We start from the raw sequence: 23,878 nt of genomic DNA on the forward strand, positions 1-23,878 counted from the left end.
AATTTCCTTGCATGCACCCTGTAGTTCTTATACGCTCAGGCTGTGAAGGGGATAATAAAATGATATTGAGTAAAGGCTTAAAAGCATCAAGTCCGTTGACGACCGCGCAAATTGAGAAGCGGTTAAATGATGTGGGCGTTTCAGCAACTGCCCAGAGGATTGCAATTTGTAAATATATTTTATGTGAAGCAGATCACCCGACTGCTGAAGACATTAAAAATTGGACTGACCTCAATTTCCCTAAGCTCAGCCGCGCTACGGTTTATAACACTCTTGAAATATTAGTCCAAGCTGGCCTGTTAAAGGAGTTAAAATTACCGCATACTGGAAAAATAGTTTATGATACCAATGTTGAAGAACATTTTCATTTTCTAGATAGTGCAACAGGAAAACTTTTCGATGTTTCTCCTGAAGAATGTCAAGTGACTTTGGCAATGCCCAAAGATATTTCTGTTCAGGGGGTAGAAGTATTTTTACGTGGGAAAATTTCTATAAAATAAACAATCCTTATTTAATCGATGCACATTTTCATTTAAATTATCTTAAAGATATTCCAAGATCTATTGAACAAGCTCTAAAGTCTTCTGTTAAATCAGGAGTTGTGGCTGGCGTTTGGAATAATGACACACTTGAACATCTTGCCTTAAAAGACAATAAGTCACTCGAAAACATAAAATTCTTAAAAAAAGATTTACAGCAATTAAACTCTATAAAAGATGATGAATTCATCTGTTTTTTAGCGCATGGTTTACATCCTATGTCTGTCCATGAAAAATGGCTCAATGCGGACGGTAGCTGTCATAATGAGAGCATTCAAAGTGATATTCAACAATTCAAAGATATATTATATAAAAATTTAAATTATATTTGGGCTATTGGTGAAACGGGTTTCGACCTTTCCAAAGATATTTTGCAAAGCGAAAAGTGCAAGAATTTAAGTAAACAAGATATTATTTTTTTACAAAATATTGCATTTGAAGTTTGTGTGCAGGCAGCTATTCAATATAATTTGCCGCTGATTTTGCACTTAAGAGGAAGCTGGAGTCTTTGTATAAACAAAATTAAGTGGGCAAAAAATAAAGGCGTAAAAAAAATCATGGTCCATTGTTTTAGTGGACCAGCTGAAGATATGAAAACTTTAGCGCGATTATCAATTTATTGTTCATTTGGTGGGGTTCCCACCTGGGAAAAAGCTGTAAAAAATCGCAATGCATTTTTACAGTGTGATCCCAATTTCCTCATGCTCGAAACCGATTCTCCAGATTTGCCTCCAGAATTGCCAGACCAAGCTAAATTAGAAAATAATGAACCAAAATATTTAAAAAATATTGCAGAAATTTTGGCTAAATATGCAAATACAGATTTAGATTATTTTATAAAAAATTCTAATAAAAATATTTTAAATTTTTTAGGTGTTTTTGGCAGATAGTTCTTCCCATTTTAAGTAACACAAATCAAGATCAGTTTGTTTTGTTTGAATTTCTGCAGAAATTAAAGCTGTTTCGTTATAAGGTAAATTATTCGCATAAGCATTTTCTAATTGCTTTTCTAATTGCCCAAGGAATGTTTCAAGTTTTTCAATCTTTCTTTCAACTTCATCAAGCTCTCTTTGTTCCTTAAAACTGAGTTTTGCTTTTTTTGTTTGAGAATTTGTATTTTTATTTTCAGGCTCAAGAGGTGCTTTCTCTGTTTGCTTTTTAATAGAATCTGTTTCTTTGTATTTTTCCATAGACTCAAGAGCTTGATCCAGATCGGGTAACATAAGCCAATCACCGGTGCGGATTCCATTTTTATTTTTCTCACCTAAAAAGGTAAATAACCCTGTGGCAACCCTTTGGACAAAATAACGATCATGACTCGTAAATAAAACACCACCTTGGAAATCGCACAGATTTTTTTCAAGCACTTGCAGGGTCGATATATCAAGATCATTGGTCGGTTCGTCAAGGATCAATAAATTGCCTTGCTCAAGCATAAGTTTGGCAAGTAAAAGACGGGCTTGTTCACCACCAGAAAGTTCACCGACTTTTCGATTGGCGTCGAATTTAAAAAATAAAAAACGATCTAAATAGCTCATAATATGCATATATTTACCAGCAAAATGCACATATTCACCTTCCGGTGCAATGGTTGAACGGACTGTTTCATTCGGGTCGAGTTTTTGTCTTTGTTGATCGAAGTGAGAGATTTTAACAAGCTCATGATAAGTGATTTCACCAAGATCTGGTTTTATTTGGTTCACCACTAAATTCATTAAGGTCGATTTACCGCAGCCATTTGGTCCCAACAAAGCAATGCGCATTTTAGGTTTAATCACAAATTCAAGATTTTGAAAAACAAAGTGATTGTTGTCGGTCGCAGCAGGATGTTTTATGGAAACATTTTTAAAGCGGACAAGTTCTTGTTCCCCTAAGTTTCTTACAACTGGAATAATATTATCTTCATTGTTCCTTTGTTCATCTGTCATAAGGGCATCGAAATTCATTTCAGCACTTTTTGGTAAATTGGCTTTTTGATTCTTTGCATTTAAGCTTTTATCCAGAGCAAGCGCTCTATCTATACGCGATTTCTGCTTCGTTGTTCTGGCTTTTGCGCCTGTACGCAGCCATGCCAATTCCCGTCGCATGAGGTTAGCCATTTTCGAGCGGGTTTTTTGCTCAACAATTTCATTTTCAAGTTTGAGTTGGCTGTAGGTTTCAAAATTGCCATCATATTGTTTAGATTCCCCAGCCTCAATTTCTAGAACTCTATTTACTAAGGTATCGAGAAGAGCACGGTCATGGGAAATAATCACAAAAGCTACGGGTTCGGTAGATTCATTTTTAGGCTTAAATCCAAAAAGTCCAACTCCTTGTTCAACAACTTCAAGTAAAAACTCTTCTAACCAATCGACTGTTTGCACATCCAAGTGGTTCGTTGGTTCGTCTAGGAGTATAAGTTGCGGGTTTTTTAAGAGTGCTGAAACGATTTGTACGCATTTCTGCTGACCACCGGATAAGTTTTTGAACTGTCGATCGCGCAAAGAGAGAAGTTTGCCAGCTTTGAGTGCACTTAATATAACGTTGTCTGTGCCTACACCTGAAATATTTATAAGTTTATCATTTAAATCACTGAGCTTTTCGCCCCATTGTGTATCGTTGGTTATTTCAGGGTTTTCTTCAGCTAAGAGAGAATGCTTGTCAATTTCATCTTCAATTTTTTTAATTTGGAGGTCAAGATCGTATTCTTCTGGAAGGGAATCTCTAAGAATTTCTTCAACAGTTTTTTCAATGTCAAAAGAATATTTCTGATTGACAATCGCTAAGCGAATACCATTGCGTATAGATATGGAACCTGTATCTGCATCTTGAGTGCCTGTTATAAGTCGGAATAATGTTGATTTTCCTGCCCCATTGGGCCCCACTATACCCCATCTTTCTCCGGGATGAACCGTAAAAGAAAGATTGTTGAATAATTGGGTAGATCCATAACTCGTTGATAGATTGTAACAGCTTAAATAGGGTGCAGATGACATGAATAAACTCCAAATGTAGAAACATACGCTTTAAGCAAAGCATAATTTTGCTAAAACAGAAAGAGTTTATTTTTTGTGTTAATTACCCATGCCAATCCACAATGAATTATTTTCTGTTAATTTTATTGAGTCACTGGTAATATTTAATGCTTCTTGCATAAGCAGGTCGTTTTGAAAAACGATTTCATCACCACTGTCACCTTCTTTTTCTTTCATATCTCTTGGATTTTCTTTTTCTTCTAAAGATTTTACATATTCTTTTGAAAGAAGCATGGGTTGTTTTTTTTCTATATTGTATCTTTCGATTTTAGCAATGATTTCTCGATATTTTATATTTTTTATAATACGTTCTTGACTCAATAATTTTAGTTTTCCAATCAATCCAGATAAATTGAGTAAAGGTCTAAAATTTTTGGCCGGTGGAATGCTGTCAAGAGGCAATGCAAAATCTAATTGTTCTTCTCCAATTTCAAATGCATCAAGTATATCAGGTATAATTATATCTGATTGTACTCCAACTAGTTGATTACTTTTCCCACTTGGGCGGTAAAATTTACTTTGCGTTACTTTAAGAGCGCCATCACTTCTTCGTCCATGGCTGCCAGGAAACTCTTGCACAACTTGCACGCTCGCTTTACCATAGGTACTTTTATTTCCAATAACAATGCCTCGAGAGAAGTCTTGAATAGCTCCTGCAAATATTTCTGATGCGGAGGCACTGTATTTATTTATAAGGACAATCAGTGGGCCTTTATATAGCCAACTTGATTCGCTGATCTGTTGTTTCTTTATGACTTGATTGCGATCTAAAGTTTGAACAGCTGTTCCTGAAGGAACAAATAATCCAGTCATACGAATACTTTCTGGAAAATCTCCACCTCCATTGTTACGTAAGTCAATCAAAATACCGTCAACTCCTTTTGCAAGAAGTTTTTTTAATCCTTGTTCAACATCGTAACTCACTCCATGGCATTGAGAAAATATTTTAACTTTGCATTTGAGATCAGTATAAAATGTAGATATTTTTATTACGCCAATTTTTTTATTTCCATTTTCAACAACTTTCGTTTTTACTTCATCATCTTTTAAATCAATTTCATCACGCACAAGTATAATATTTAATCTTTCATTTCCCTTCAGTGTTTTTCTTAAAACAACCAGCCGGACGCTTGTTCCTTTATTGCCTCGAACTAAATTAACGGTTTGTTCAACATCTAAATCACTTAAATCTTTAAGACCTGTCCCATTCCCAGGATCAATTGCTATGATTCTATCTTTAGCTTTGAGCCTTCCATCTTTTTGTGCGACCCCTCCTTGTACGAGAGACTTCACAACAATATATCCATCTTTTTCTTGTAACTGTGCGCCAATTCCTTCGAGTTTATTGCTGATATGAATGACGAAAGAGTCGTGATCTGCTGGTAGCAAATGTGCAGAATGCGGATCCATTGCGAGAGCTATGCTATTTAACAAAAGAGAATATATTTTATCATCATCAAAATCTTTATATTTCTTTTCTAATTTTAGATAACTTTTCAAAAGCCTTTCCCGAATTTTAGCACTATCTTCTTCAAGATTTTCTGACGAAATATATTGGATTTTAACTCTTTTTTTCATTCTTTCATCAGCTTCGGTAAAATTCGAGCTCCAATCTATTTTTCCACTCGGGATATAATCAGGTTTAGAGAAGTCGATCGGTTTTGCTAGAAAAAACTTTGTTTTTTCTATGCGTTCTCCTACTCTTTTTAAAAAAAGACTGAATATTTCGAAAAGAAAATCACAATTATTATTTTCAATTTTTTTATTTAAAGAGTTTTCAAGATAAGAAAAGGATTTAATATCTGATTTAATAAAATAGACTTTTGATGGATCCATTAAATCAAAAATTTTTTTAAATGTTTTCTTTGACAAATCTTCATTAAACTCTGTATAAAAGAAATGGAGATCGAGCATTGCATTCACTCGTAATTTGACTTCTCTACATGAAAGTACAGAAGCAATTATTCTTGCATTTTTCGAATTGTCTCCGTAAGCTATTTTTGGAGCTATTGACTCCCAAGCAAGGCAACAAAGTAAAAATGCGAGGAACATATTTGCAACTATACGCATATTTAGTTTCCTGTGTTTAAGAGACAAGTTGTATTGTTTATTGTCAATTTTTGTTAATCATTAGTCAATTTGTTTGTTTGTGAGATTTTATGACGACAGCCCGCAGTCCAAGAGATTCTTTGCCAAAGAGAGCTCATTTACATCAAGTGTTTGAGTCCTATCTCAATCAACTCGGCTTGCGCCAGACAAGGCAGCGGAGAATTATTCTCGACGCAGTTCTTGCTTCAGGTCGCCATGTCGATGCCGAAACCATCGCAAATGAAGTGAAAAAGACGGATAGTTCAATCGGACTAGCTACTGTATATCGTACTCTTAAAATGATGACCGATTCACAAATATTGGTAGAACGGCATTTTGGAGGCGATAGAGCTAGTTTTGAGTTTGCCGATCAAGGAGATGAGCACCACGACCATCTTATCTGCAAACAATGTGGTGAAATTGTCGAATTCTATGATGCAGATCTTGAAAAGCGACAAGAAGAGGTTGCAAAAAATTTAGGCTATAAATTAATCCATCATAAAATGGAGCTTTTTGCGGAATGTTTAGGCTTAGACAAGTGTGAACGTAAAAATTCAAAATAGTCAATTGATCTTTATCCATCCTAGTTCTATTTTCTCCGAGACCTTTTAAAGGGGAAATTAAAATGATTGCGTTTTAATTTCCCAAACTTTTTTTAGAGAAAGAAATCGGATATGAAGATAAAGTCAAAGGCGAAACTCATTTGGACAGTGACAAACAACGGTTGTGAAAAATTAGGAATTGATCACATTGCTTCCACAATTGTAAAAAATAAATTAAATGCTGTCAGGATGACATATTCAAGCCTTGCATATCCAAATATATTAAAATTACGTGAGAAAATCACAAAATTACTTGCGAATGAAGACAAACAACCAGCTGATGGAAAAGTTCCTTTCTTATTAAGTTTTGTCGGTAGACGAGCTCTTTTATCTGTTCCAAACGGAGAAATCACTCTTGAGAATGGCGTTGAAGTTGAAATTGCCTTTCAGGTCGATTTTTCAGCATGTGCGTCTATGTCTACAGATAGCAATGCAGAGTCTAAACAATTTGAAGTGCGTGTTTCTTCAGAAGATCAGCTTTCAACTTTAAAAATTGGCTCTATTATTAATATTTCCTATGGCTCGGTTGAATTACAAATTGTAGAAATCAAAAAGAAATCAGCAACTGAATTGACTGCACGCTGTATTGTTGAAAATGGTGGAACACTCATTTCTGGAGTTGATGTTCACTCACAAGATATGTCTCGCGATCTCTTCCCATTATTATCAGATGATGAAAAAACTTTAAGAGCAGGTTTTTCGTATTTAGCAGATTTTGTAATTGTTGATGGTATTAAGTCAGAACAAGAATTATTTGCAATTAAAGCTGGTATTTTAGGAGAAAATGCTCCTTTCTCTGAAAGGCACCCAAGTATTCCAATCAATAAAGATGTGCTTGAAACCGAAGCATTGTTGCCACCACGTTTTTTACTCAAAGTAGATTCCAAGCGTTCGTATGAACTCTTACCTATTTTGCTCAAACATGTTGATGGTGTCTTTTTAAGTCGTTCTGAACTTGGGATTGATGAGCATCCACATAATTTGCCAATATTACAAAAAGATTTGGTAGATCGTTGCAATCGAATGTCTAAAACAATTATTATTGCTTCTGAACTTATGCACTCTATGCGCTTAAACGCGAACCCAACCCGTGCTGAAGTGTCTGACATGGCCAACGCCGCAGCAGATGGCTCCGATGCACTCGTTCTTTCCCATGAGGTGACGGAAGGTCCAAATGCCGATCTCGTAGCGGAAGTATCCTTAGAAACTCTAGTGAACTCAGAAGCATGGGTTGAAAAAAAGTGGCACCCATTCGAAATGGACAAAATACCAAGTGACGATGATGCAGTGACATATGGGGCTATCCGTATCGCCCAACAGGCAAATGTTCGTGCCATTGTTTGTTTCACCGAAGGTGGATACACAGCGATGAAGCTTTCTTCTATGCGCACTCCCACAGAAATCATAGCAATCACGTGCAACAAAAAAATCATGCGCCAATTGAATTTGTTGCGTTCTGTCACTGGAATGGTGCTTGAGTCACGCTCACAGGTTGAACGTATTTTAAATGAAACAAAAGATATCTTAGTCAACGCTTTTGGTTTTAAAAAAGGCGATAAATTTGTTTTTGTTTCCTTAACTGCTTCCAGTGTGTCCGAAAGAAATTCTAATTTATTTACTTTGCAAGAAATTGATTAATAAATGTCGTTGACATTCTTTTTTATTGTAAATCCCAATGCAAATTCAGGTAAAACTAAATTAAATTGGGAAAAAAAAGTTCTCCCACTCATTCGCCTTATTTTTCAGAATGTTTCTTGGGTCTTTACTGAAAAAAAAGGTGATGCTTCTTTTTATGCCTATTTTGCAAAAAACTGCGGATATAAAACCGTTGTCGCTGTGGGTGGCGATGGCACTGTCAATGAAGTCGTCAATGGTTTATTGGATAATCCTCTCGTTTATTTAGAAGATTATAAACAAAAAATTAAGGGTGAATTAATTGAAAATTATAAATCAGAAATTAATACCCCAAGTTTAGCTTGCTTACCAATGGGAACGGGTAGTGATTTTACCCGCACTCTCGGGATTCCTTATCATATAGAGAGCGCATTAAAAATAATCAAACAGAATAAACTTGTTGCCAGTGATATTGGATTGATTGAAAGCAATGCTACGCAAGGTGAAAAGTTGTTTCGTTATTTTATCAATATTGGCAGTGTTGGGGCCAGTGCTGAAGTTGTCCAAAGAGTCAATCAATCACCCAAAAAATTCGGTAAAAATGGATCTTATATTTATGCTGCAATAAAGACTCTTCTTAAAGATAATCATTTCTATACACAAATTGCATATGATAATGAGCCTCCATTTCAACTCGATCTTCGGGTTATTTTTATTTGCAATGGTCGATATTGTGGTGGAGGAATGGAAGTTTCACCAAAATCAAAACTAAACAGTGGTTCTTTTCAAATTATCCAAATAAGAAATTTGAATAAAATAAAATCCATTTATCTATTAAGTCATCTTTACAATGGGAATTATACAGGTCTTGAAAAAGAAATTATTTTAAGAGAAGCAAAAAAAATAACTTTAATTCCCATCGATAATAATATTATTCCAATTGAATGTGATGGTGAACAGCCTTTCTTAGCTCCTGTAGAATTCTCTTTGTCTCCTCTGAAAATAAATGTGATTATTGGTTAAATATTTAATTTGATTTAGTTTCGCCCATCTTTCCAGAAATCCGTCTATCTTCTATTCGTTTCAGTTTATTTTGAACAGACATTTCTAAATTTATTTTACGAGCATTGCAATAATTGAGTAATGCAATAAAGACATCTGCAGCTTCATCAGAAAGTTTTGCCATATCTATATCTTTTAAAGGGTCGCGCCAGATCTTTTTTTCTAGATTTGCCAATTCTCCACATTCACCGCAAAGTTCAAGCGAAAAAAAACTTGGACTGCGTTCTGCAAACGCTGCATTTTGATATTTATCAAATTCTTTTTGTATTTCATCAAGCCCTTTTGCATTTGGTTCTAAAATTCTTTTCATTCTATTTTCTCCTTTATCAAAGGTCGCCAATATTTTACCTCACCTGACAGAGTTTCCTACTTTGGAATTATGTTTTTTACAATTGGAACCGATTTAAAACATGAGAAGTATTATAAAAAGTTTTTGTGAGAGTTGAATGATGCTGCGATTTTCATGGCGCTTGTCTATTAAAAATAAACTTTGGATTCTATGCATAGGCAATATATTCTTTATTTTAGCATATTGCATAGCAGTTATCTTAAGAAATTCAATACAAAGTCCATATCAACTCATATTATTTTCAATCATTGGACTCATATCTTTCTTTGCAGTCTTTTTAAGTCGCATTTATATCAATGAATTTGTGAATGGAATGTCAGAGCTTTCTCTTCGAATGGAACAATTTTCTGAGAAGGGGAAAGAAAGTCTACAAAATATTCGCAATGATTTAACTGATTTTATCAAAACCTCAGGTTCTCAGCTCGACAATTTAAAAGAGAGTTCAAAGTTAATGGAAAATGTTTCGTCCATGCTTGTAGGAACTACTAAAGACTCTGAATCTACTAAGGACTTATCTGATAAAGTCACGCGAGATGTGAATGAAGGCAATGAAATAATGCAAAAAATGGTATCCTCAATGCTTATTATTGAAAAAACTCGAGAAGGTCTAACTGAAATTTCAAGTCTCATAAATAAAATAAGCGATGACACTTCAACGATTCACACAATTGTATCTACGACAGAGCTTTTATCTTTGAATGCCTCTATCGAAGCAGCGCGTGCTGGAGTGGCTGGCAAAGGGTTTTCTGTGGTTGCTGAAGAAGTAGGAAATTTAGCAAAACACAGTGGAATTGAGGCTAAGGAAATCGAAAATATCGTTGCTGTCAGTCAAAAACAAATTCAAGAGATTATCGAAGCAAACCAAGCAAGAGTTGATGTGGGTAAAGTAGCAAGTAATGATGCATTAAAATTATTTTCTGAAATTAAAACAGAAATGTTTGGCATTTCAAGTCGGTCAGAAAATATTCGTGCTGCTACTTGGGAGCAAAAGGTAGGAATCGATCAAGTCAATCAAGGCTCAGATGAAATTCGCAATATTTTAAAGAAAAATATTAAAGACACAGTAAGTCTCATAAAAATATTTAAATCAAACGAAACTAATTTTAATAATATCTTTGAAATTGCGATGACAATTGATGATTATTGGCTAGGAAAAAATAAAAAAATAATAAAAGAAAAAAAGGGGAAGAAAGCGAATGGAGAAACTACAGAAATTTCTGTTGATCTAGACGTGAAAAAGGAAACATAAAAATAAGAGGAATTATGGATAAGAAGGCTTTAATTGAAAATCAAAATAAATCAGGTTTTATAGATAAAATCACTTTTTTATTGGCTATCACAAACATTCTCGTAGCTTTAACCACACTCCTTTTCGTTTATTTTTTGGGAGATAGAAGTATATTTTATTATCATGTCGTTGCTATAATATCATTGATTATTTTTTTTCATTTGATGTTTTCGCAAAAACTCAAAAAAAATCAACAACGTTCTTTTATTGTAGGAAGTCTTTTTCAAACTTATATCCAAAAAAGTGATGAAATCAGTGATGAGTTTGAATATCCAAGAAAAAATATTGAAAAATCTTTTGATCATCAGTTTGATCTGATCAATCAGACAGCAGCAGCAATTGCTGAAATCACTCTCATGATTGGACGAACAAATGAGCAAATAAACGATTGCAAAGCTATAACAGAAACCACGGAGAGAAGAGTTGAAGCCGGAAGCGAAATTATGAAAAAATTGGGCACTTCTATCGAAGTTATTAAAAACGCTTCGGAAGATATGGACAAAATGGTGCAAATAATCAGTCAAATCGGATTAAAGTCAGCAGTTATAGCGGATATTGTCGCTAAAACAGAGCTATTAGCGATGAATGCCTCAATTGAAGCCGCACGGGCAGGCGAATATGGAAAAGGTTTTTCTGTTGTTTCCGAAGAAGTTGAAAGCCTTGCGCGTACAAGTGGAAAATCCGCAAAACAAATTAAAGATCTTTTAAATGAAAGCTCTATGAAAGTAACGCAAATTATTCGCACAATGAATGAAAGGATTAAAGAAGGTGAGGTGGTTAGTTTGCAGGCCTTTTCAGCATATGAGCATATAAAAGAAGGCGTGGCTGTTTTGAAAGAGCAAGTGCAAATTATCAATGAAGGCACTGGATTGCAGCAGGGTGTGATAAAAAATGCTTCTGAAATTTTAGCACAAGTAACGGAAGCTATTCATGCAAATAATAAAATATTAGCTAAGAGTGATATATCTATAAAGCAATTAGTTGATGTGAATTTAATGTTATTTGAGCTTTCGGAAGAAATACAGCGAGTCGTTTCAGGCCCAATGGCTGCTTTACGTATGAAAGAAAATAGAGCAAGTGAAGTGAAAAGAATATTGCAGCAATTGGGCTATTAAATATTATTGGACGTGTTCTTTTTTTTCTTTGACTTCAGTCAATGGAATATCATCTGCGGATTCCATAGTTTCAACGATTTTAACTTTGAAATCATCTTCCATTTCAAAGCTTTCCGCCATCAGTTCAAGAATTTTTTCTGTAGCTTGTTTGCTTGTTTTAGCGGCGGTCTGGTCATAGCAAGAGATAATTTCAACTTGTGAGCCATCTGGAGCAACACAAAATAAAGTATATTTTTTTCTAACAACACCTGCAAAAAATCCAGTCATGCAATCTCCTTTGATTATATTAAGTTTAAACATTTATAACACGATTTTTATCTTCTTCTAGAACCACCGGAGCCCCTTGAGCCAGAAAAGAAACTCTTCTTTTTAGGGGGATTGTTATCTGAAAAGCTGTCATTTTTCTTTCGCGAAAAAAAGCCTTTTTTATTGGAATCATTCGATGCTTCTGATTTCTTAGAAAAGAAACCTTTTTTAGCAGGTTTATTGTAAGTGGATTCGTATTTTTTATTTAGTTCGTCTGGTGTTTTGGCAGAAACACCGCCTGTAACAACTCCGTTCGATCCTGCTGAGCTTGCTGGAGGTGGAAGATAATAAGCAGGTGCCATGCGCGGTTGCATAGCTGAGGAGATTGCATTGCCAACGAGAGCTCCCATTAAAAATGGAGCCCAAGAACTTCCTCCGCTTGAATTTGCTTGCGCACCATTGTTGCCATCACCTGCGCCATTGACGATTTTAGGGGCTGCGGCTAGTTCAATTTTAAATCCTTGAGTCATTTCTAAGATAGGTTCGCAGGAGCCATTTTCCTTACTAAAAGACAAGCGAGCAAAGTCCGCTGTCTCACCTTGAGGCTTAGAAATTTGTGCCATTTGAATATTTTCGACCAGCAAGGGGTTTTTAATTTTTTCTCCGCCCTTTGCATAAGTATGGAATATTGAGTATCTTCCTTTTTCTTCATTATAAGAAACAGATTGAACTTGCATAGATTCAAGCGGACAGGAAGCTGCTGATATCTGTGGAACTTTAGGAGGTGAATTGTCTGTACAACTGACTAAGACCACGGGAGTTGTTAAAATGAATGTTATAATGCGACGCATTTGATGTTCTCTTTCATGAAAATGAATAACAGTGAAAAATGAACTTAAGCCACTTGCTCTTTTTCATTTTGCGTATTTTACCTCGATTACTATAAAAATGAAATTGGAATCATGAAAAATAATTATGCATAATTTTACGGAGGGGTTTAGCATGGCTTCTAATAAAGAAAATAAGTTTTTATCTTATTTTCCAAAAGTAAGAAAAAACAAAATTCTACTTTTTTTATTCTTTATTGTAGCGATTCTTTGTAGTTATGTAATTTACTATTATCAATTAGATTGGATAGATTTCAATTGCAATCATGGAAGAAACGCAAAATCATGTATATATAAAGCGCAGAGACTGTATTTATTGCCTTTAATTGGATTTATTGGAATTTTTATTTTTTTATTTATAGATAAAATTACTTTTTTCATAGTTTTATTTAATAATAAAATTGAGGGATTGTCAGAGAAAAAAAGTGGACTGCTACTTATTATTTATTCATTCATAATATCGTGTTTTCTTTTTTCTTATCGTTTTTCATTATATATACTTGACCCAACTCGAGTCGAATGGATAAAAAATATGCACGGTGATATCATGCTAAACTTTTTAAGTTGGCATATATTTAGAGATGCTCCGTGGGAATTTCCAATAGGCCGAATTGACTACATAAATCATCCGTTAGGAACGAGTATAGCTTATCTTGATCCTACAAATTTATTTGCTTTTATATTTAAAATTTTCAATAATTTTCTTCCAAGTTATTTTCAATACTTAGGAATTTGGTACTTTTTTTGCTATGTTTTGCAGGGATTATTTGCGGCATTAATTTTTAAAAATATTCAATGTGATTTAAAACTTAAACTACTAGCAGTCCCTTTTCTTGTCTTTTCTACTGTTTTATTGGATCGACTTCCACATGCAACGCTTAATGCACATTGGCTTATATTGGCGAGTTTTTATTTATATTTTTCCAAGAATATAAGTTCTAATAAAAAAATAATTTGGCAAGCGCTAATAGTATATTTAACTGCATGGCTTCACCCTTATCAAACATTTATGCTTTATGCTCTAATGACAGCTCTTTATTTAAGAATCTTTTTTGAGGAAAAGAATCAGCGCAAATATTTAACATTGATATTTTCATTAACGTTTATTTTTGTCCTCATGACCTGGTATGCCATTGGATATTTTTACTTGGGCGGTGGGTATGAATATATCAATTTCACATACAGTTCAAATTTTAATACATTTATTAATTCAATGGGGAATTCTATATTTTTAAGGCCTTTAGGCATTGGCGATGGAGACTATGAAGGTTCTGCGTACTTAGGTTTAGGTGTTTTAATCATTTTAGTTGTTTTAATATTTGAGAAATGGCCAAGAGAAAATTATGTTTTTAAAAAGGAAAATAAAGCATTATTTTGGATTGTCTCTATTCTTGCTTTCTTGGCAACGGGTTTTGCTTTTAAATTTGGTGAAATCAAATTTTTAGCATTACACCCTCCCGCTTTTATCGAATTTATCTTTGGTATTTATCGCTCAATTGGACGTTTTATTTGGCCAGCTTATTATTTAATAGTCATATTTTCTTTATTATCATTAATATATCGTGAGAGATCTATTGTTAAAAAATATATTCTTGTTATCTGTGCACTCATTGTGCAGCTTATAGATATTTATCCATTATATAAGCCTATTCCGCTCAATATAGCTAAAGGGTTTGAAATATCTCGCGATTTCTCTCCATGGGAAAAATTTATGGGTAAGGAGAAAAATAAAATAATTTTCTATCCAAATCGAGATTATCCATATTCTGATTTTTGGTTGCTGTCTAAAAAAAATAATTACTCTATAAATATAGGATATTTTGCTCGAAATAATCAAATTGAAATAGAGAAGAACGAATCTCTTACATATGATAATATTTTAAATGGAAAAATTCCAAATGATACAGTCTATGTGGTGGGTGGAAAATTTATTAAAATTATTACTTCAAGTAATCATAAAAACAAATTTACTTGTGAATATATTCAGGAATTTTATGCATGTAAAAGTAAAAATTAATTCCTTTTTAAGCAGGAATAATTCATTATAAAATAGGAGTTAATTAAGAAAAAATAAAATTTAAAAATAGCTAACAAAATATATAAGGAAGTATTGAAATGACGTGGACTGAGAAAGTTAATTTTTTTTCTTTATTGGTAAAAATGCGAAAAAATAAGGCTTTTCTTTTTTTATATTTTGTTGCTTCTATTGCTTTGGGATTTGTAATCTACTCTTATCAAATAGATTGGATGGATTTTAATTGCACTCAAGGCAGAAATTCAAATTCATGTATTTATAAAATGCAGCGTCTTTATTTTTTACCATTCTTAGGATTTTTGGCTTGTGTATTGCTTTTGTTTTTGGATAAAATATTTAAATTATTATTAATATTAAATAAAAATTTTGAAGGTTTATCGGAGAAAACCAATTGGAAAATTCTTATTATTTATTCTATTTCGCTATCTGTATTTTTATTTAATTACCGATTTTCGTTTAATATTTTAGATCCCACTCGAATTGAATGGATAAGAGATATTGATAAAGATGTCATTCTTAATTATTTAAGCTGGCACATGTTTAGAGATTCTCCATGGGATTTTCCACTTGGTTTGATTCATTCTATTAATTATCCAGATGGAATTTCTATTGCTTATTCGGATCCCATTGTTTTATTCGCTCTCATTTTTAAGGTTTTCAGCAATTACCTTCCAAATAATTTTCAATATTTAGGATTATGGTATTTTATAAGCTATATTTTGCAAGGATTTTTTGCTTCCTTGATTTTTAAAAATATCCAATGCAAATTAAAATTTAAATTACTTGCGGTTCCTTTTTTAATCTTTTCAACAGTGCTTTTAAATCGTCTTGTGCATGTCAATCTCAATGCACATTGGTTAATTCTTGCGAGCTTCTATCTATATTTTTCAAAAAATATAAGTGTTAAGAAAAAAGTAATTTGGCATTCAATCTTAGTTTTTTTGACTGGATGGCTTCATCCTTATCAGACTTTTATTTTATTTGCGCAGCAGTTTGCCTTATTTTTAAAAATTTATTTAGATGATAAAAAGCATTTAAAATATATTTCCATTGTATTTTCATGTAACCTATTTCTTGTAATTCTAACTTGGTATGTAATAGGTTATTTTCATTTAGGAGGAAGTTATTCAGGAACATCGCTTTATATATCGAATCTAAATACTTTTATAAATTCCTTTGGCCATTCATCATTGTTATTCCCTTTATCTGCAGGTGGAGGAGATTATGAAGGTTCAGCTTATTTGGGGCTAGGTCTAATTACGATATTAGTTGTCTTACTTTTTGAAAATTGGCCGAAAAATAAGCTTATTTTCACAAAGGAAAATAAGCCATTATTATGGATAATAGGGATTTTAGCGATTATAGCAACAGGTTTTAATTTCAAGTTTGGCCATATCATACTCTTATATCTGCCAAGACCCTTGTTTATAGATAATCTTTTTGCAATATTCCGCTCCGTTGGACGATTCATTTGGCCAGCCTATTATTTTGTTGTTATTTTTACTTTATTGACATTGATTTATCGTGAAAGATCAATTTATAAGAAATATATTCTATTTATTATGGCGCTCATAATTCAACTTGTTGATCTTTACCCGACTTATAAGCGATTGCCTCTTAATTATGTCCAGGGTTTTACAGTAAAGCGAGATTTATCAATTTGGGAAAAATTTATGGGCAACGATAAAAATAAACTGATTTTCTATCCAAACCGAGACTATTTATATGAAGACTTTTGGTTATTGTCTAAGAAAAATAATTATTCAACGAATATTGGTTACTTCGCTCGAACGAATTCCTCTCGTAACAATGAAAATGATAACAATACTTATAATAATATTATAAGCGGTCATATACCAAAAGACACGGTATATGTTGTATTTAAAGACAATATAAATATTTTTACTTCGAATCAGAAGAAGAGTAACTTTACCTGTGAATATATTCAGGAATTTTATGCATGTAAGAACAAAAGCTAAGAATTAGAAATTTTTTAATTAAAATAAAATAACAAGAAAGCTCTTCAAAAAATGAGCTTTCTTGTTATTTAATATTTTTTGCTAAGAAATTATATGCTACTCAAAGCAATTTTTCTCACTTCAAGATAAGCAGTGTGTGCTGCTTTTAATGCAGCTTTTTCATCGGACGAGAGGTCGATTTCAAAGACCTTTTCAGCGCCTTTATTAGTTAATTTAACCGGAACGCAAAGGCAAGCACCTTCCGAAATCTCGTATTCACCTTTGAGTTCAACAGAGCAAGGTAAAATACGACCTTGATTGAGAACGATACTTTCAATCATAGCTGTCACGCCAAAACCAGGAGCTACCCAGGCAGAAGTACCTATCAGTTCAGTGAGTTCAGCTCCTCCGCGCTTAGTTCTGCTAACGACATCGGCAATTTGCTCAGCTTTGAGCAATTTATTGAGTGGAACACCACCGACGGTTGCTGTGCTTGTGATCGGAACCATGTCTTTATCCGTGTGTGCTCCTAAAACGATTGCAGAAACATCTTTAATATGCACATTTAAAGCACGTGCAATATTTGAGCGAAAACGAGAAGAATCAAGGACTCCTGACATCCCAATCACTCTTTCTCTTGGGAAGCCTGTTACTTTTTGAGCTACAGTGAGCATTGCATCGAGTGGATTTGAAACAATGATAACGATGGAATTTGGAGCATATTGTTTAACATTTTCACAAACAGTTTTAACGATGCCTGCATTAATACCAACAAGCTCTTCACGAGTTTGCCCTGGTTTACGTGGAACGCCTGCTGTGATGACGACAATGTCAGAATCTTGCATATGGGAAGAGTCATCTGTCGAAGTAAAGCTTGCATTAAAACCTGCAAATGCTCCTCCTTGGGAAAGATCCAAAGCACGTCCTTGCGCAACATTTGGTTTTAAGTCGATAAGGACAAGATCTCCAAGTTCTTTTTGTGCACACCATTGAACAACGGATGCTCCCACATTCCCACCGGCACCCACAACTGTAATTTTTGGTCTCTTAAGCATTTTTTAGCTCCTTGTTAAAGAAACAGGCAATTCGTAAGTTAACTCGTTTGGCATAATGCTCGCTTTTTTTTATCAAAACAAGCGGCGCATAAATTTTTAACTCTTTTTAACAGCTTTGAAAAGTCGCGTTGCGCCAGCGAGCCAGCATTTTTGCTCAATTTCTATAAAACCTATATCAGCAAGAGTATTTTTAAATTCATTTCCATCGGGCATTGTTGATACACTATTTGGAAGATATTCATAAGCAGATTTATCTGAGAAAATACCTGCAATTTTAGGTAATATTTTTTTAAAATAGAAGTCAAATAATTTAGACATGAATGAGTTTTTAGATGGAAAAAATTCAAGAATAAATAAAGTACCAGAAGGTTTTAAAATTCTATGAAACTCTTGCAATGCTTTTTCTCTTTGATCCACATTTCTAAAACCAAAAGAAATGGTAACAGCATCTGCGCTATTGGAATTTGCAGGGATACTTTCAGCAGATGCTTGGACAAATTGTATCTGTGTGTATTTTGATTTCCCTCTTGTTTTTGCCTGTTCTAACATTCCACTTGAAATATCAAAGCCAGTAAGGCTTATATAATCATTTCTTAGATTTGCAGTGGAAAATAAAACATCGCCTGTTCCACAAGCTATATCATATAAAGTTCCGGATTTATTTTCTATTTTTGGGAGTTTTTTAATCATATAATTCCGCCAACGGATGTCTTGACCAGCAGAAAGCAGACGATTTAGAAAATCATATTTCCTAGATATTTTATCGAACATTTTTTGTACTTGAAGGGATTTATCGCTTAAAATCATAGATTGATTGTGTTCGTTTTCTATTTTCATAATCTACCTCAAAAATATTTATTTAAAATTTAATTCAGAAAAAATATATTCAGCATTTATTATGCCTAGCGGGGAAAATCCATTTTGCATTTTCATGTTAGAATTTTTTAAAAGTAGATTCTGACTGGCAATACTGAATGAAATTAATTTTGCAGCTTCGGCAAACAATTGATTTATATATCCCATAGCTTCGCGAAAAAGTCTTCCACTATCAGAGCTTGGGACAACACCTTCGCCTACTTCGTTGGAAACTACAAGCACAGGGAGGTTTATATTTTGTACTTCTTTTAAAAGATGGATAGACTCTGTTTCTAAATGTTTTAACAATTGAATTTGTGAATAACTATGAAAATATTTGCTTAATTTCCAGCCCATCCAGAGGGTCAGGCAATCAATTATTAAGATCTCTGGGTTTTCTTGTTTACAGATGGTTGCTACATCTTCAATTTCCATTGGATATTCTATAGTCAGCCAATGACTTGGTCTTCTCTCTTTATGACGGAGAATACGATTTTCCCACTCGGGCGAGTTTTCTATTTGTCCACCTGTTGCATAGTAGGCAACGGAATGCCAATGAGCAGCGCAGTTTTCAGCGAATTGACTTTTGCCAGAATGCGCTCCTCCTAATAGAAGAGCAATGATTGATTGATTATTTTCCATTTTCAGCCCTTTTGTTAGAAAGAAATGTTAACAGCGATTGGCCAAAATTTGCTAAATTTTTAAATGATATTATTTCTACAGTATCATTTACTGTGTGCCATTCTTTTAAATTTGTCCAATCAATAATATGGAGGTATGGAATATTTAGATCTTTAAATGGGATATGATCATCTTCCATTGAAAGCAAAGATTTTTTAATATCAACATTTTTAGCGGATAGAACAAATTTTTCAGCATATGTATTATCAGAACCATTGGACATAAAAAGTTTTTGATTTTTATGTCCAATCATATCAAGAATAATTGTCAAATGGATGGGCTTATTTTCAAATTTTTTGATATTGCTTTTTTCTTGTACATATTTTTTTACAAATTCTCTCGATCCATATAAGTTGTCTTGTATTCCTAAAATATTATTACCTTCATCCCAGTTGGGTAAAAAGGCTTCTTCTCCATCAAAAAACACGAGAGTGATAGAGCAGCTCCCAAGGGTTCCCATTTTAAAATTTTCTTTTTTTAACATACGGGCTAGTTCTATCATTAAAACAGTTGATGATCCGCCATCATTTGCACCAATAAATTTAAAATCTCTAAAAAATTTTGTGTCATAATGACCACCTATAATGATAGAACAATTTTCATTTCCTTTTAATGTTGCAATAATATTATATCCATCAACAATTTTTATTTCTTTGTCATTTTTATTTGTTCCACCGAAACGTAAAGAGTCAAGATTGGGAGCTTGCGCCTTAAACCTCTGTTTAGATATTTTCCATCCAAGTTTTTTAAGAGTGATTTCTAAACTTTGAGCAATTTTAGTTTGATTTTCGCTTCCCATCGGGTGTGGATTTAAAGTATACCAAGCTAACGACTTACTCATATTATCTTCTGAGAATTGAGTTGAGTTTTGATAAGTCAGGGGTTGAGCTTTGGCATTTGCTCCTCCGAACGGAACCATCCATAATAATACCCAAAACAATGAGGTCTTTTTCACAATGCATCTTCTCCTCTCAAATGATGATGGTTATAAGGCAAAAGGTATGCAAGTTCTTATGAGCCATCTCAAATCCTTAGGTCACAAAATAACAGTTGTTGCTCCAAATGGCGAACGCAGTGGAAAATCCCATGCTATGACTTTTTATGAACCCATTCGTGTAAAGAAAATATCTGAAGAAGTTTATGCAGTTGATGGCACTCCAGCGGATTGTGTGGCTCTGGCATTAGGACAAATCTTAGAGGGTGATAAACCAGATTTCGTTATTTCTGGTATCAACCACGGCATGAATGTTGGGATTGATGTTAACTATAGCGGCACAGTGGGAGCTGCGACTGAGGCAGCTATGATTGGCTACAAAGCAATTGCTGTGTCAGCAGATTCAGACAATCGGGGAGGCTCAGAGAAAGATGTGGACGAAGCCTTTTTAACAGCGGCTCAGCTTGTGGGGCAAGTTCTAGAGCATGCACATAAACTTGAATGGCCTCGGCTAGAAATTCTCAATATCAATGTCCCAATCTGTGCAAAGACAGCAGCCATTGCTGATTGTGGAGGAGAATCTCTATATGTTCCTAACTTCGACGAAATGATTCCTAAGGACAATAAGAATATAAAAATCTACCTTATTGGTGGTGTATCTCGCTTTGAACCACAAGATATGTCTCAAGATGTTTCATTAGTATCCAGTGGAATTGCAACCCTAAGTTTTGTTCAAGCGAAACAAAGCAGTACAGAAAGTAACAAAAAACTAGAAAGGTTTCTTGGTAATCTGAAATTATGATATCTGAAAAAAATTGGGCAAAAGAATTAGCAAAATCATTAATTAATTTGAATCAGTTGGCAGAAAAATCGATTGTTCCTGCAAGCGATTTACAAGATTTACAAAAAGTAAAAGACACTTTCGATATCCGTGTGCCGAATTTATTTATTGATGATATTGTTAAAGGTAATAATGCTCTTGCAAAACAATTTATTCCTTCAAAAAACGAAATTATATTTTTGCCCGAAGAATTGGAAGATCCAATCGGTGATTCCCGTTGGTCTCCTGTAGAAGGAATTGTCCATCGTTATCCGGATCGGGTCTTATTTAAGCCGACTTATCTATGTGGCGTCTATTGTCGGTTTTGCTTTAGGAGGAATAAAGTTTCTGACTCAGCAAACAATATCAAAAGTGATAATGCAAAAATAGCAATAGATTATATTAAGAGTCATAAAGAAATTTGGGAAGTTATTTTGACTGGAGGAGATCCTTTAGTTTTAACCGATAAAATTTTGCAAAAATTATTAGAAGAAATATCTTCCATAGAACATGTAAAAATTTTACGTTTCCACACTCGTATTCCTTCTGTATTACCTTCAAGAGTTACAGATTCTCTTATCCAGATTCTTAAAAATACAAATAAGAGCATTTGGATTGCTGTACATATGAATAGCTCAGAAGAATTTACGGAGGAAGCAAAAACAGCACTGGCAAAATTAATTGATAATGGAATTCCTGTGGTGCTTCAATCTGTTTTATTAAAAGATATCAATGATACAAATATTCAGCTTGTTTCTTTATTAAAGTCTGCAATTGAAAATAGAGTAAAACCTTATTATATTCATTACCCTGATTTAGCGAAAGGAACAGAACATTTTCGCATTCCATTAAAGAGGGCAATTGAACTTATAAAAGGGTTACGAGGACAAATTTCTGGACTTTGTATTCCGCATTTAATAATTGATATACCAGGTGGAAATGGAAAAATAGCTATAAATACCCACACAGCAAGAGAGAGTAAAAAAAATACTTGGGAATTTGAAAGCCCGCTTGATGGCACTAAAATCACAGTTCAGTATCCTTAGGAAGAATAGATTTAAAAGATGATATTCATGCACAAAATCTAGATTTAAAAATAATACTTCGCATTTTTTTTCAGTAGGATTTTCTCAGATTTCTTGTAAAAAAAAACTCTCAAGATCGCTTTATTTAGAAATACAATTTAACGCTTATCATAAATGATTTTTGAAGTATCAAAACCGAAATCTTTAGCTGAATTTATCAGTTTTTCCAATGTCTCAGATTGAATCATTTTTTCTCTAGTTAAAATCCACAACATGTCTTTCTGTGGGGTGCCAACAATTGCATATTTATAATATTTATCAATATAATATATAGAGTAATTCACTCCTCTAAAAAAATTAATAATATCTGTAATAAAATTAAAGCTAACAATTAAATTTCGACCGCTGGGATCTTTGGAGTCAATTTTTGCCCTTCCAATAATATCGTTGCTACTTCCATCTAATCTGTTGCAAGTATTTAGTACTTTAATTGAACCATCATTATTTAAAGAATAATGAGCTCTTGAAGAATCGCAATTTTTCTGAAATGTTGTTTCTAACCGTGCTTGTTCATGCCAAGTGCCTAAATACCGAGTAATATCAAATTTAAACTCCGATGCTATCAGGTCATTTGCTACTGCTTCTTGTGAATGAATAATTGGAGAAAAACAAGTAATGAATGGGTACAAAGTAAATTTCAAGTATTTAATCATAAAAGTATCCTTAATATGTTGAATTTTTAACCTCTATACAATGTTTTAACAGGTTAAAAATCGTGAATCTGTCCTAAGAAATTAAATAACTGTTCGGATAGAATTAACTTTTTCTAGGTATAAAGAAAATTTTTCATGATATATTGTTATTGAGTGAAAGTATTTAATACGTGAAAATTTTTCACCCATACCAATGCAAGGCAATAACATATACCTTCGGATTGTAATTCTATCCCTAAAAAGATTGATTTCTTTTATAATACGGCTCATAAATGATTGCATTATGAGTGATTTTTTTAAAGTTTGAAGCAAATTTTCTTTTAAAAAAACCTTATATTCTAAAACAGTATGAATTTCTTTGAGTCATTAAAAAATTCAGTAAATAAAACACATTTAGTAAATTAAAGGAATAGTTCTGTTTGTCAAGTTGATTTGCTGATAGAGACATTTTAAACATAAACATGATTTTTTAACTGAGCATGTTATTTGTTCAAATTTAAGTATTTTATATTTGAATGCATTAGTTTAATAATTTTTAGAAATGGATTAATTTTGTGCATTTAGTCTGCAATTAAAGCCTTAATTTGAATATTTTGTTCTTAATTTATTCATTTTTATTAAGATAAAGTTTTGCAATAAATAATTTTTTACTTCAGTTTCGCGAATATGTGGTTCACTTGCAAAGCGCCTTAAAAAATAACTAATTGATTTATTTTTGCTCAATTGCTTTAACTTAAAAGCAGTTCTAGTCAGTTCTATAAAGCAATTATATATCAAAAAGAATCTTTTGCTCTATGTATATAAGTTTCCAATGAAGTTTGACAAAATGCACAGATCGTTCTTTTTTTCTGAATATTTTGCAAATATTCTACCTAATTTTTTCACATTAAAGTGCTTATCATTTATCTATTGTTAAAGTCATCGTGTTTGTCATCTAGTACTGCATAATTTTATTCTAAAATTATGCTCAATATTTTAACACATCAGAATATTCATAA

General features: G+C 33.2%; 21 protein-coding genes. 11 read left to right on the plus strand and 10 right to left on the minus strand.

Annotation, left to right across the window (positions count from 1 at the left end; genetic code table 11):
- The first annotated feature begins 59 nt into the window (after window positions 1-59).
- Together EZS29_RS05175 and EZS29_RS05180 are read left to right on the plus strand one after the other, a co-directional pair.
- Window positions 60-500 (plus strand): Fur family transcriptional regulator, encoded by a 441-nt coding sequence (locus EZS29_RS05175; RefSeq protein WP_172603785.1) that lies wholly within the window; start codon window positions 60-62, stop codon window positions 498-500.
- Window positions 416-1,429 (plus strand): TatD family hydrolase, encoded by a 1,014-nt coding sequence (locus EZS29_RS05180; protein WP_130607263.1) that lies wholly within the window; start codon window positions 416-418, stop codon window positions 1,427-1,429. Before EZS29_RS05175 ends, EZS29_RS05180 begins: the two co-directional genes overlap by 85 nt.
- Here the strand turns inward: EZS29_RS05180 and EZS29_RS05185 are convergent.
- Both EZS29_RS05185 and EZS29_RS05190 read right to left on the minus strand, forming a co-directional pair.
- Window positions 1,409-3,514, minus strand: a complete 2,106-nt coding sequence (locus EZS29_RS05185; protein WP_130607265.1) for an ABC-F family ATP-binding cassette domain-containing protein — start codon at window positions 3,512-3,514, stop codon at window positions 1,409-1,411. The genes EZS29_RS05180 and EZS29_RS05185 overlap by 21 nt on opposite strands.
- 78 nt (window positions 3,515-3,592) lie before the next feature.
- A complete protein-coding gene (locus EZS29_RS05190; protein WP_130607267.1) occupies window positions 3,593-5,623 on the minus strand; it encodes a carboxy terminal-processing peptidase in 2,031 nt (676 codons plus the stop codon).
- Between the two features lie 89 nt (window positions 5,624-5,712).
- On the opposite strand from EZS29_RS05190, the gene EZS29_RS05195 reads away from it, so the two are divergent.
- From EZS29_RS05195 to EZS29_RS05205, 3 genes are all read left to right on the plus strand, one after another.
- Window positions 5,713-6,204 (plus strand): Fur family transcriptional regulator, encoded by a 492-nt coding sequence (locus EZS29_RS05195; protein ID WP_130607269.1) that lies wholly within the window; start codon window positions 5,713-5,715, stop codon window positions 6,202-6,204.
- Between the two features lie 111 nt (window positions 6,205-6,315).
- Window positions 6,316-7,881 (plus strand): pyruvate kinase, encoded by a 1,566-nt coding sequence (locus tag EZS29_RS05200; RefSeq protein WP_130607270.1) that lies wholly within the window; start codon window positions 6,316-6,318, stop codon window positions 7,879-7,881.
- A gap of 3 nt (window positions 7,882-7,884) precedes the next feature.
- Complete coding sequence (locus EZS29_RS05205; protein ID WP_130607272.1) at window positions 7,885-8,880, plus strand: diacylglycerol/lipid kinase family protein; 996 nt, start codon at window positions 7,885-7,887, stop codon at window positions 8,878-8,880.
- A 4-nt stretch (window positions 8,881-8,884) separates the two neighbouring features.
- Here EZS29_RS05205 and EZS29_RS05210 read toward each other — a convergent pair whose 3' ends face one another.
- Window positions 8,885-9,229 carry a MazG-like family protein gene (locus tag EZS29_RS05210; RefSeq protein WP_130607274.1) on the minus strand — a complete coding sequence of 115 codons (345 nt, stop codon included), beginning with the start codon at window positions 9,227-9,229 and terminating at the stop codon, window positions 8,885-8,887.
- A 136-nt stretch (window positions 9,230-9,365) separates the two neighbouring features.
- Here EZS29_RS05210 and EZS29_RS05215 point away from each other — a divergent pair, with 136 nt between their 5' ends.
- Both EZS29_RS05215 and EZS29_RS05220 read left to right on the plus strand, forming a co-directional pair.
- Entirely contained in the window at window positions 9,366-10,517 is a 1,152-nt protein-coding gene (locus EZS29_RS05215; protein WP_130607276.1) for a methyl-accepting chemotaxis protein, read from the plus strand.
- A 14-nt stretch (window positions 10,518-10,531) separates the two neighbouring features.
- Window positions 10,532-11,671: a methyl-accepting chemotaxis protein gene (locus tag EZS29_RS05220; protein ID WP_130607278.1), complete on the plus strand. Its 1,140-nt coding sequence runs from the start codon at window positions 10,532-10,534 to the stop codon at window positions 11,669-11,671.
- 3 nt (window positions 11,672-11,674) lie between these two features.
- Here EZS29_RS05220 and EZS29_RS05225 read toward each other — a convergent pair whose 3' ends face one another.
- Entirely contained in the window at window positions 11,675-11,938 is a 264-nt protein-coding gene (locus EZS29_RS05225) for a hypothetical protein (protein WP_130607280.1), read from the minus strand.
- Window positions 11,939-11,985: 47 nt separating this feature from the next.
- Window positions 11,986-12,768, minus strand: a complete 783-nt coding sequence (locus EZS29_RS05230) for a hypothetical protein (protein ID WP_130607282.1) — start codon at window positions 12,766-12,768, stop codon at window positions 11,986-11,988.
- 151 nt (window positions 12,769-12,919) lie between these two features.
- On the opposite strand from EZS29_RS05230, the gene EZS29_RS05235 reads away from it, so the two are divergent.
- A complete protein-coding gene (locus EZS29_RS05235; protein WP_130607284.1) occupies window positions 12,920-14,821 on the plus strand; it encodes a DUF6311 domain-containing protein in 1,902 nt (633 codons plus the stop codon).
- 98 nt (window positions 14,822-14,919) lie between these two features.
- A complete protein-coding gene (locus tag EZS29_RS05240) occupies window positions 14,920-16,818 on the plus strand; it encodes a DUF6311 domain-containing protein (protein WP_130607286.1) in 1,899 nt (632 codons plus the stop codon).
- An 89-nt stretch (window positions 16,819-16,907) separates the two neighbouring features.
- Here EZS29_RS05240 and EZS29_RS05245 read toward each other — a convergent pair whose 3' ends face one another.
- The 4 genes from EZS29_RS05245 to EZS29_RS05260 all read right to left on the minus strand — a co-directional run bounded on the left by EZS29_RS05245 (window position 16,908) and on the right by EZS29_RS05260 (window position 20,343).
- Window positions 16,908-17,852 (minus strand): malate dehydrogenase, encoded by a 945-nt coding sequence (locus EZS29_RS05245; protein WP_130607288.1) that lies wholly within the window; start codon window positions 17,850-17,852, stop codon window positions 16,908-16,910.
- 96 nt (window positions 17,853-17,948) lie between these two features.
- Complete coding sequence (ubiE, locus tag EZS29_RS05250) at window positions 17,949-18,689, minus strand: bifunctional demethylmenaquinone methyltransferase/2-methoxy-6-polyprenyl-1,4-benzoquinol methylase UbiE (protein ID WP_130607290.1); 741 nt, start codon at window positions 18,687-18,689, stop codon at window positions 17,949-17,951.
- Between the two features lie 18 nt (window positions 18,690-18,707).
- Window positions 18,708-19,349, minus strand: a complete 642-nt coding sequence (locus EZS29_RS05255) for a bifunctional adenosylcobinamide kinase/adenosylcobinamide-phosphate guanylyltransferase (RefSeq protein ID WP_130607292.1) — start codon at window positions 19,347-19,349, stop codon at window positions 18,708-18,710.
- Complete coding sequence (locus EZS29_RS05260) at window positions 19,339-20,343, minus strand: M28 family metallopeptidase (protein ID WP_130607294.1); 1,005 nt, start codon at window positions 20,341-20,343, stop codon at window positions 19,339-19,341. Before EZS29_RS05260 ends, EZS29_RS05255 begins: the two co-directional genes overlap by 11 nt.
- 1 nt (window position 20,344) lies before the next feature.
- Here EZS29_RS05260 and surE point away from each other — a divergent pair, with 1 nt between their 5' ends.
- Both surE and EZS29_RS05270 read left to right on the plus strand, forming a co-directional pair.
- Window positions 20,345-21,124: a 5'/3'-nucleotidase SurE gene (surE, locus tag EZS29_RS05265; protein ID WP_130607296.1), complete on the plus strand. Its 780-nt coding sequence runs from the start codon at window positions 20,345-20,347 to the stop codon at window positions 21,122-21,124.
- A complete protein-coding gene (locus EZS29_RS05270) occupies window positions 21,121-22,188 on the plus strand; it encodes a KamA family radical SAM protein (protein WP_130607298.1) in 1,068 nt (355 codons plus the stop codon). The genes surE and EZS29_RS05270 overlap by 4 nt, the downstream gene beginning before the upstream one ends.
- Before the next feature lie 137 nt (window positions 22,189-22,325).
- On the opposite strand, the gene EZS29_RS05275 is transcribed toward EZS29_RS05270, so the two are convergent.
- Window positions 22,326-22,880, minus strand: a complete 555-nt coding sequence (locus tag EZS29_RS05275; RefSeq protein ID WP_130607300.1) for a lipocalin family protein — start codon at window positions 22,878-22,880, stop codon at window positions 22,326-22,328.
- Window positions 22,881-23,878: the final 998 nt, after the last annotated feature.

It is taken from the genome of Fluviispira sanaruensis (assembly GCF_004295685.1).
Lineage (GTDB): Bacteria > Bdellovibrionota_B > Oligoflexia > Silvanigrellales > Silvanigrellaceae > Silvanigrella > Silvanigrella sanaruensis.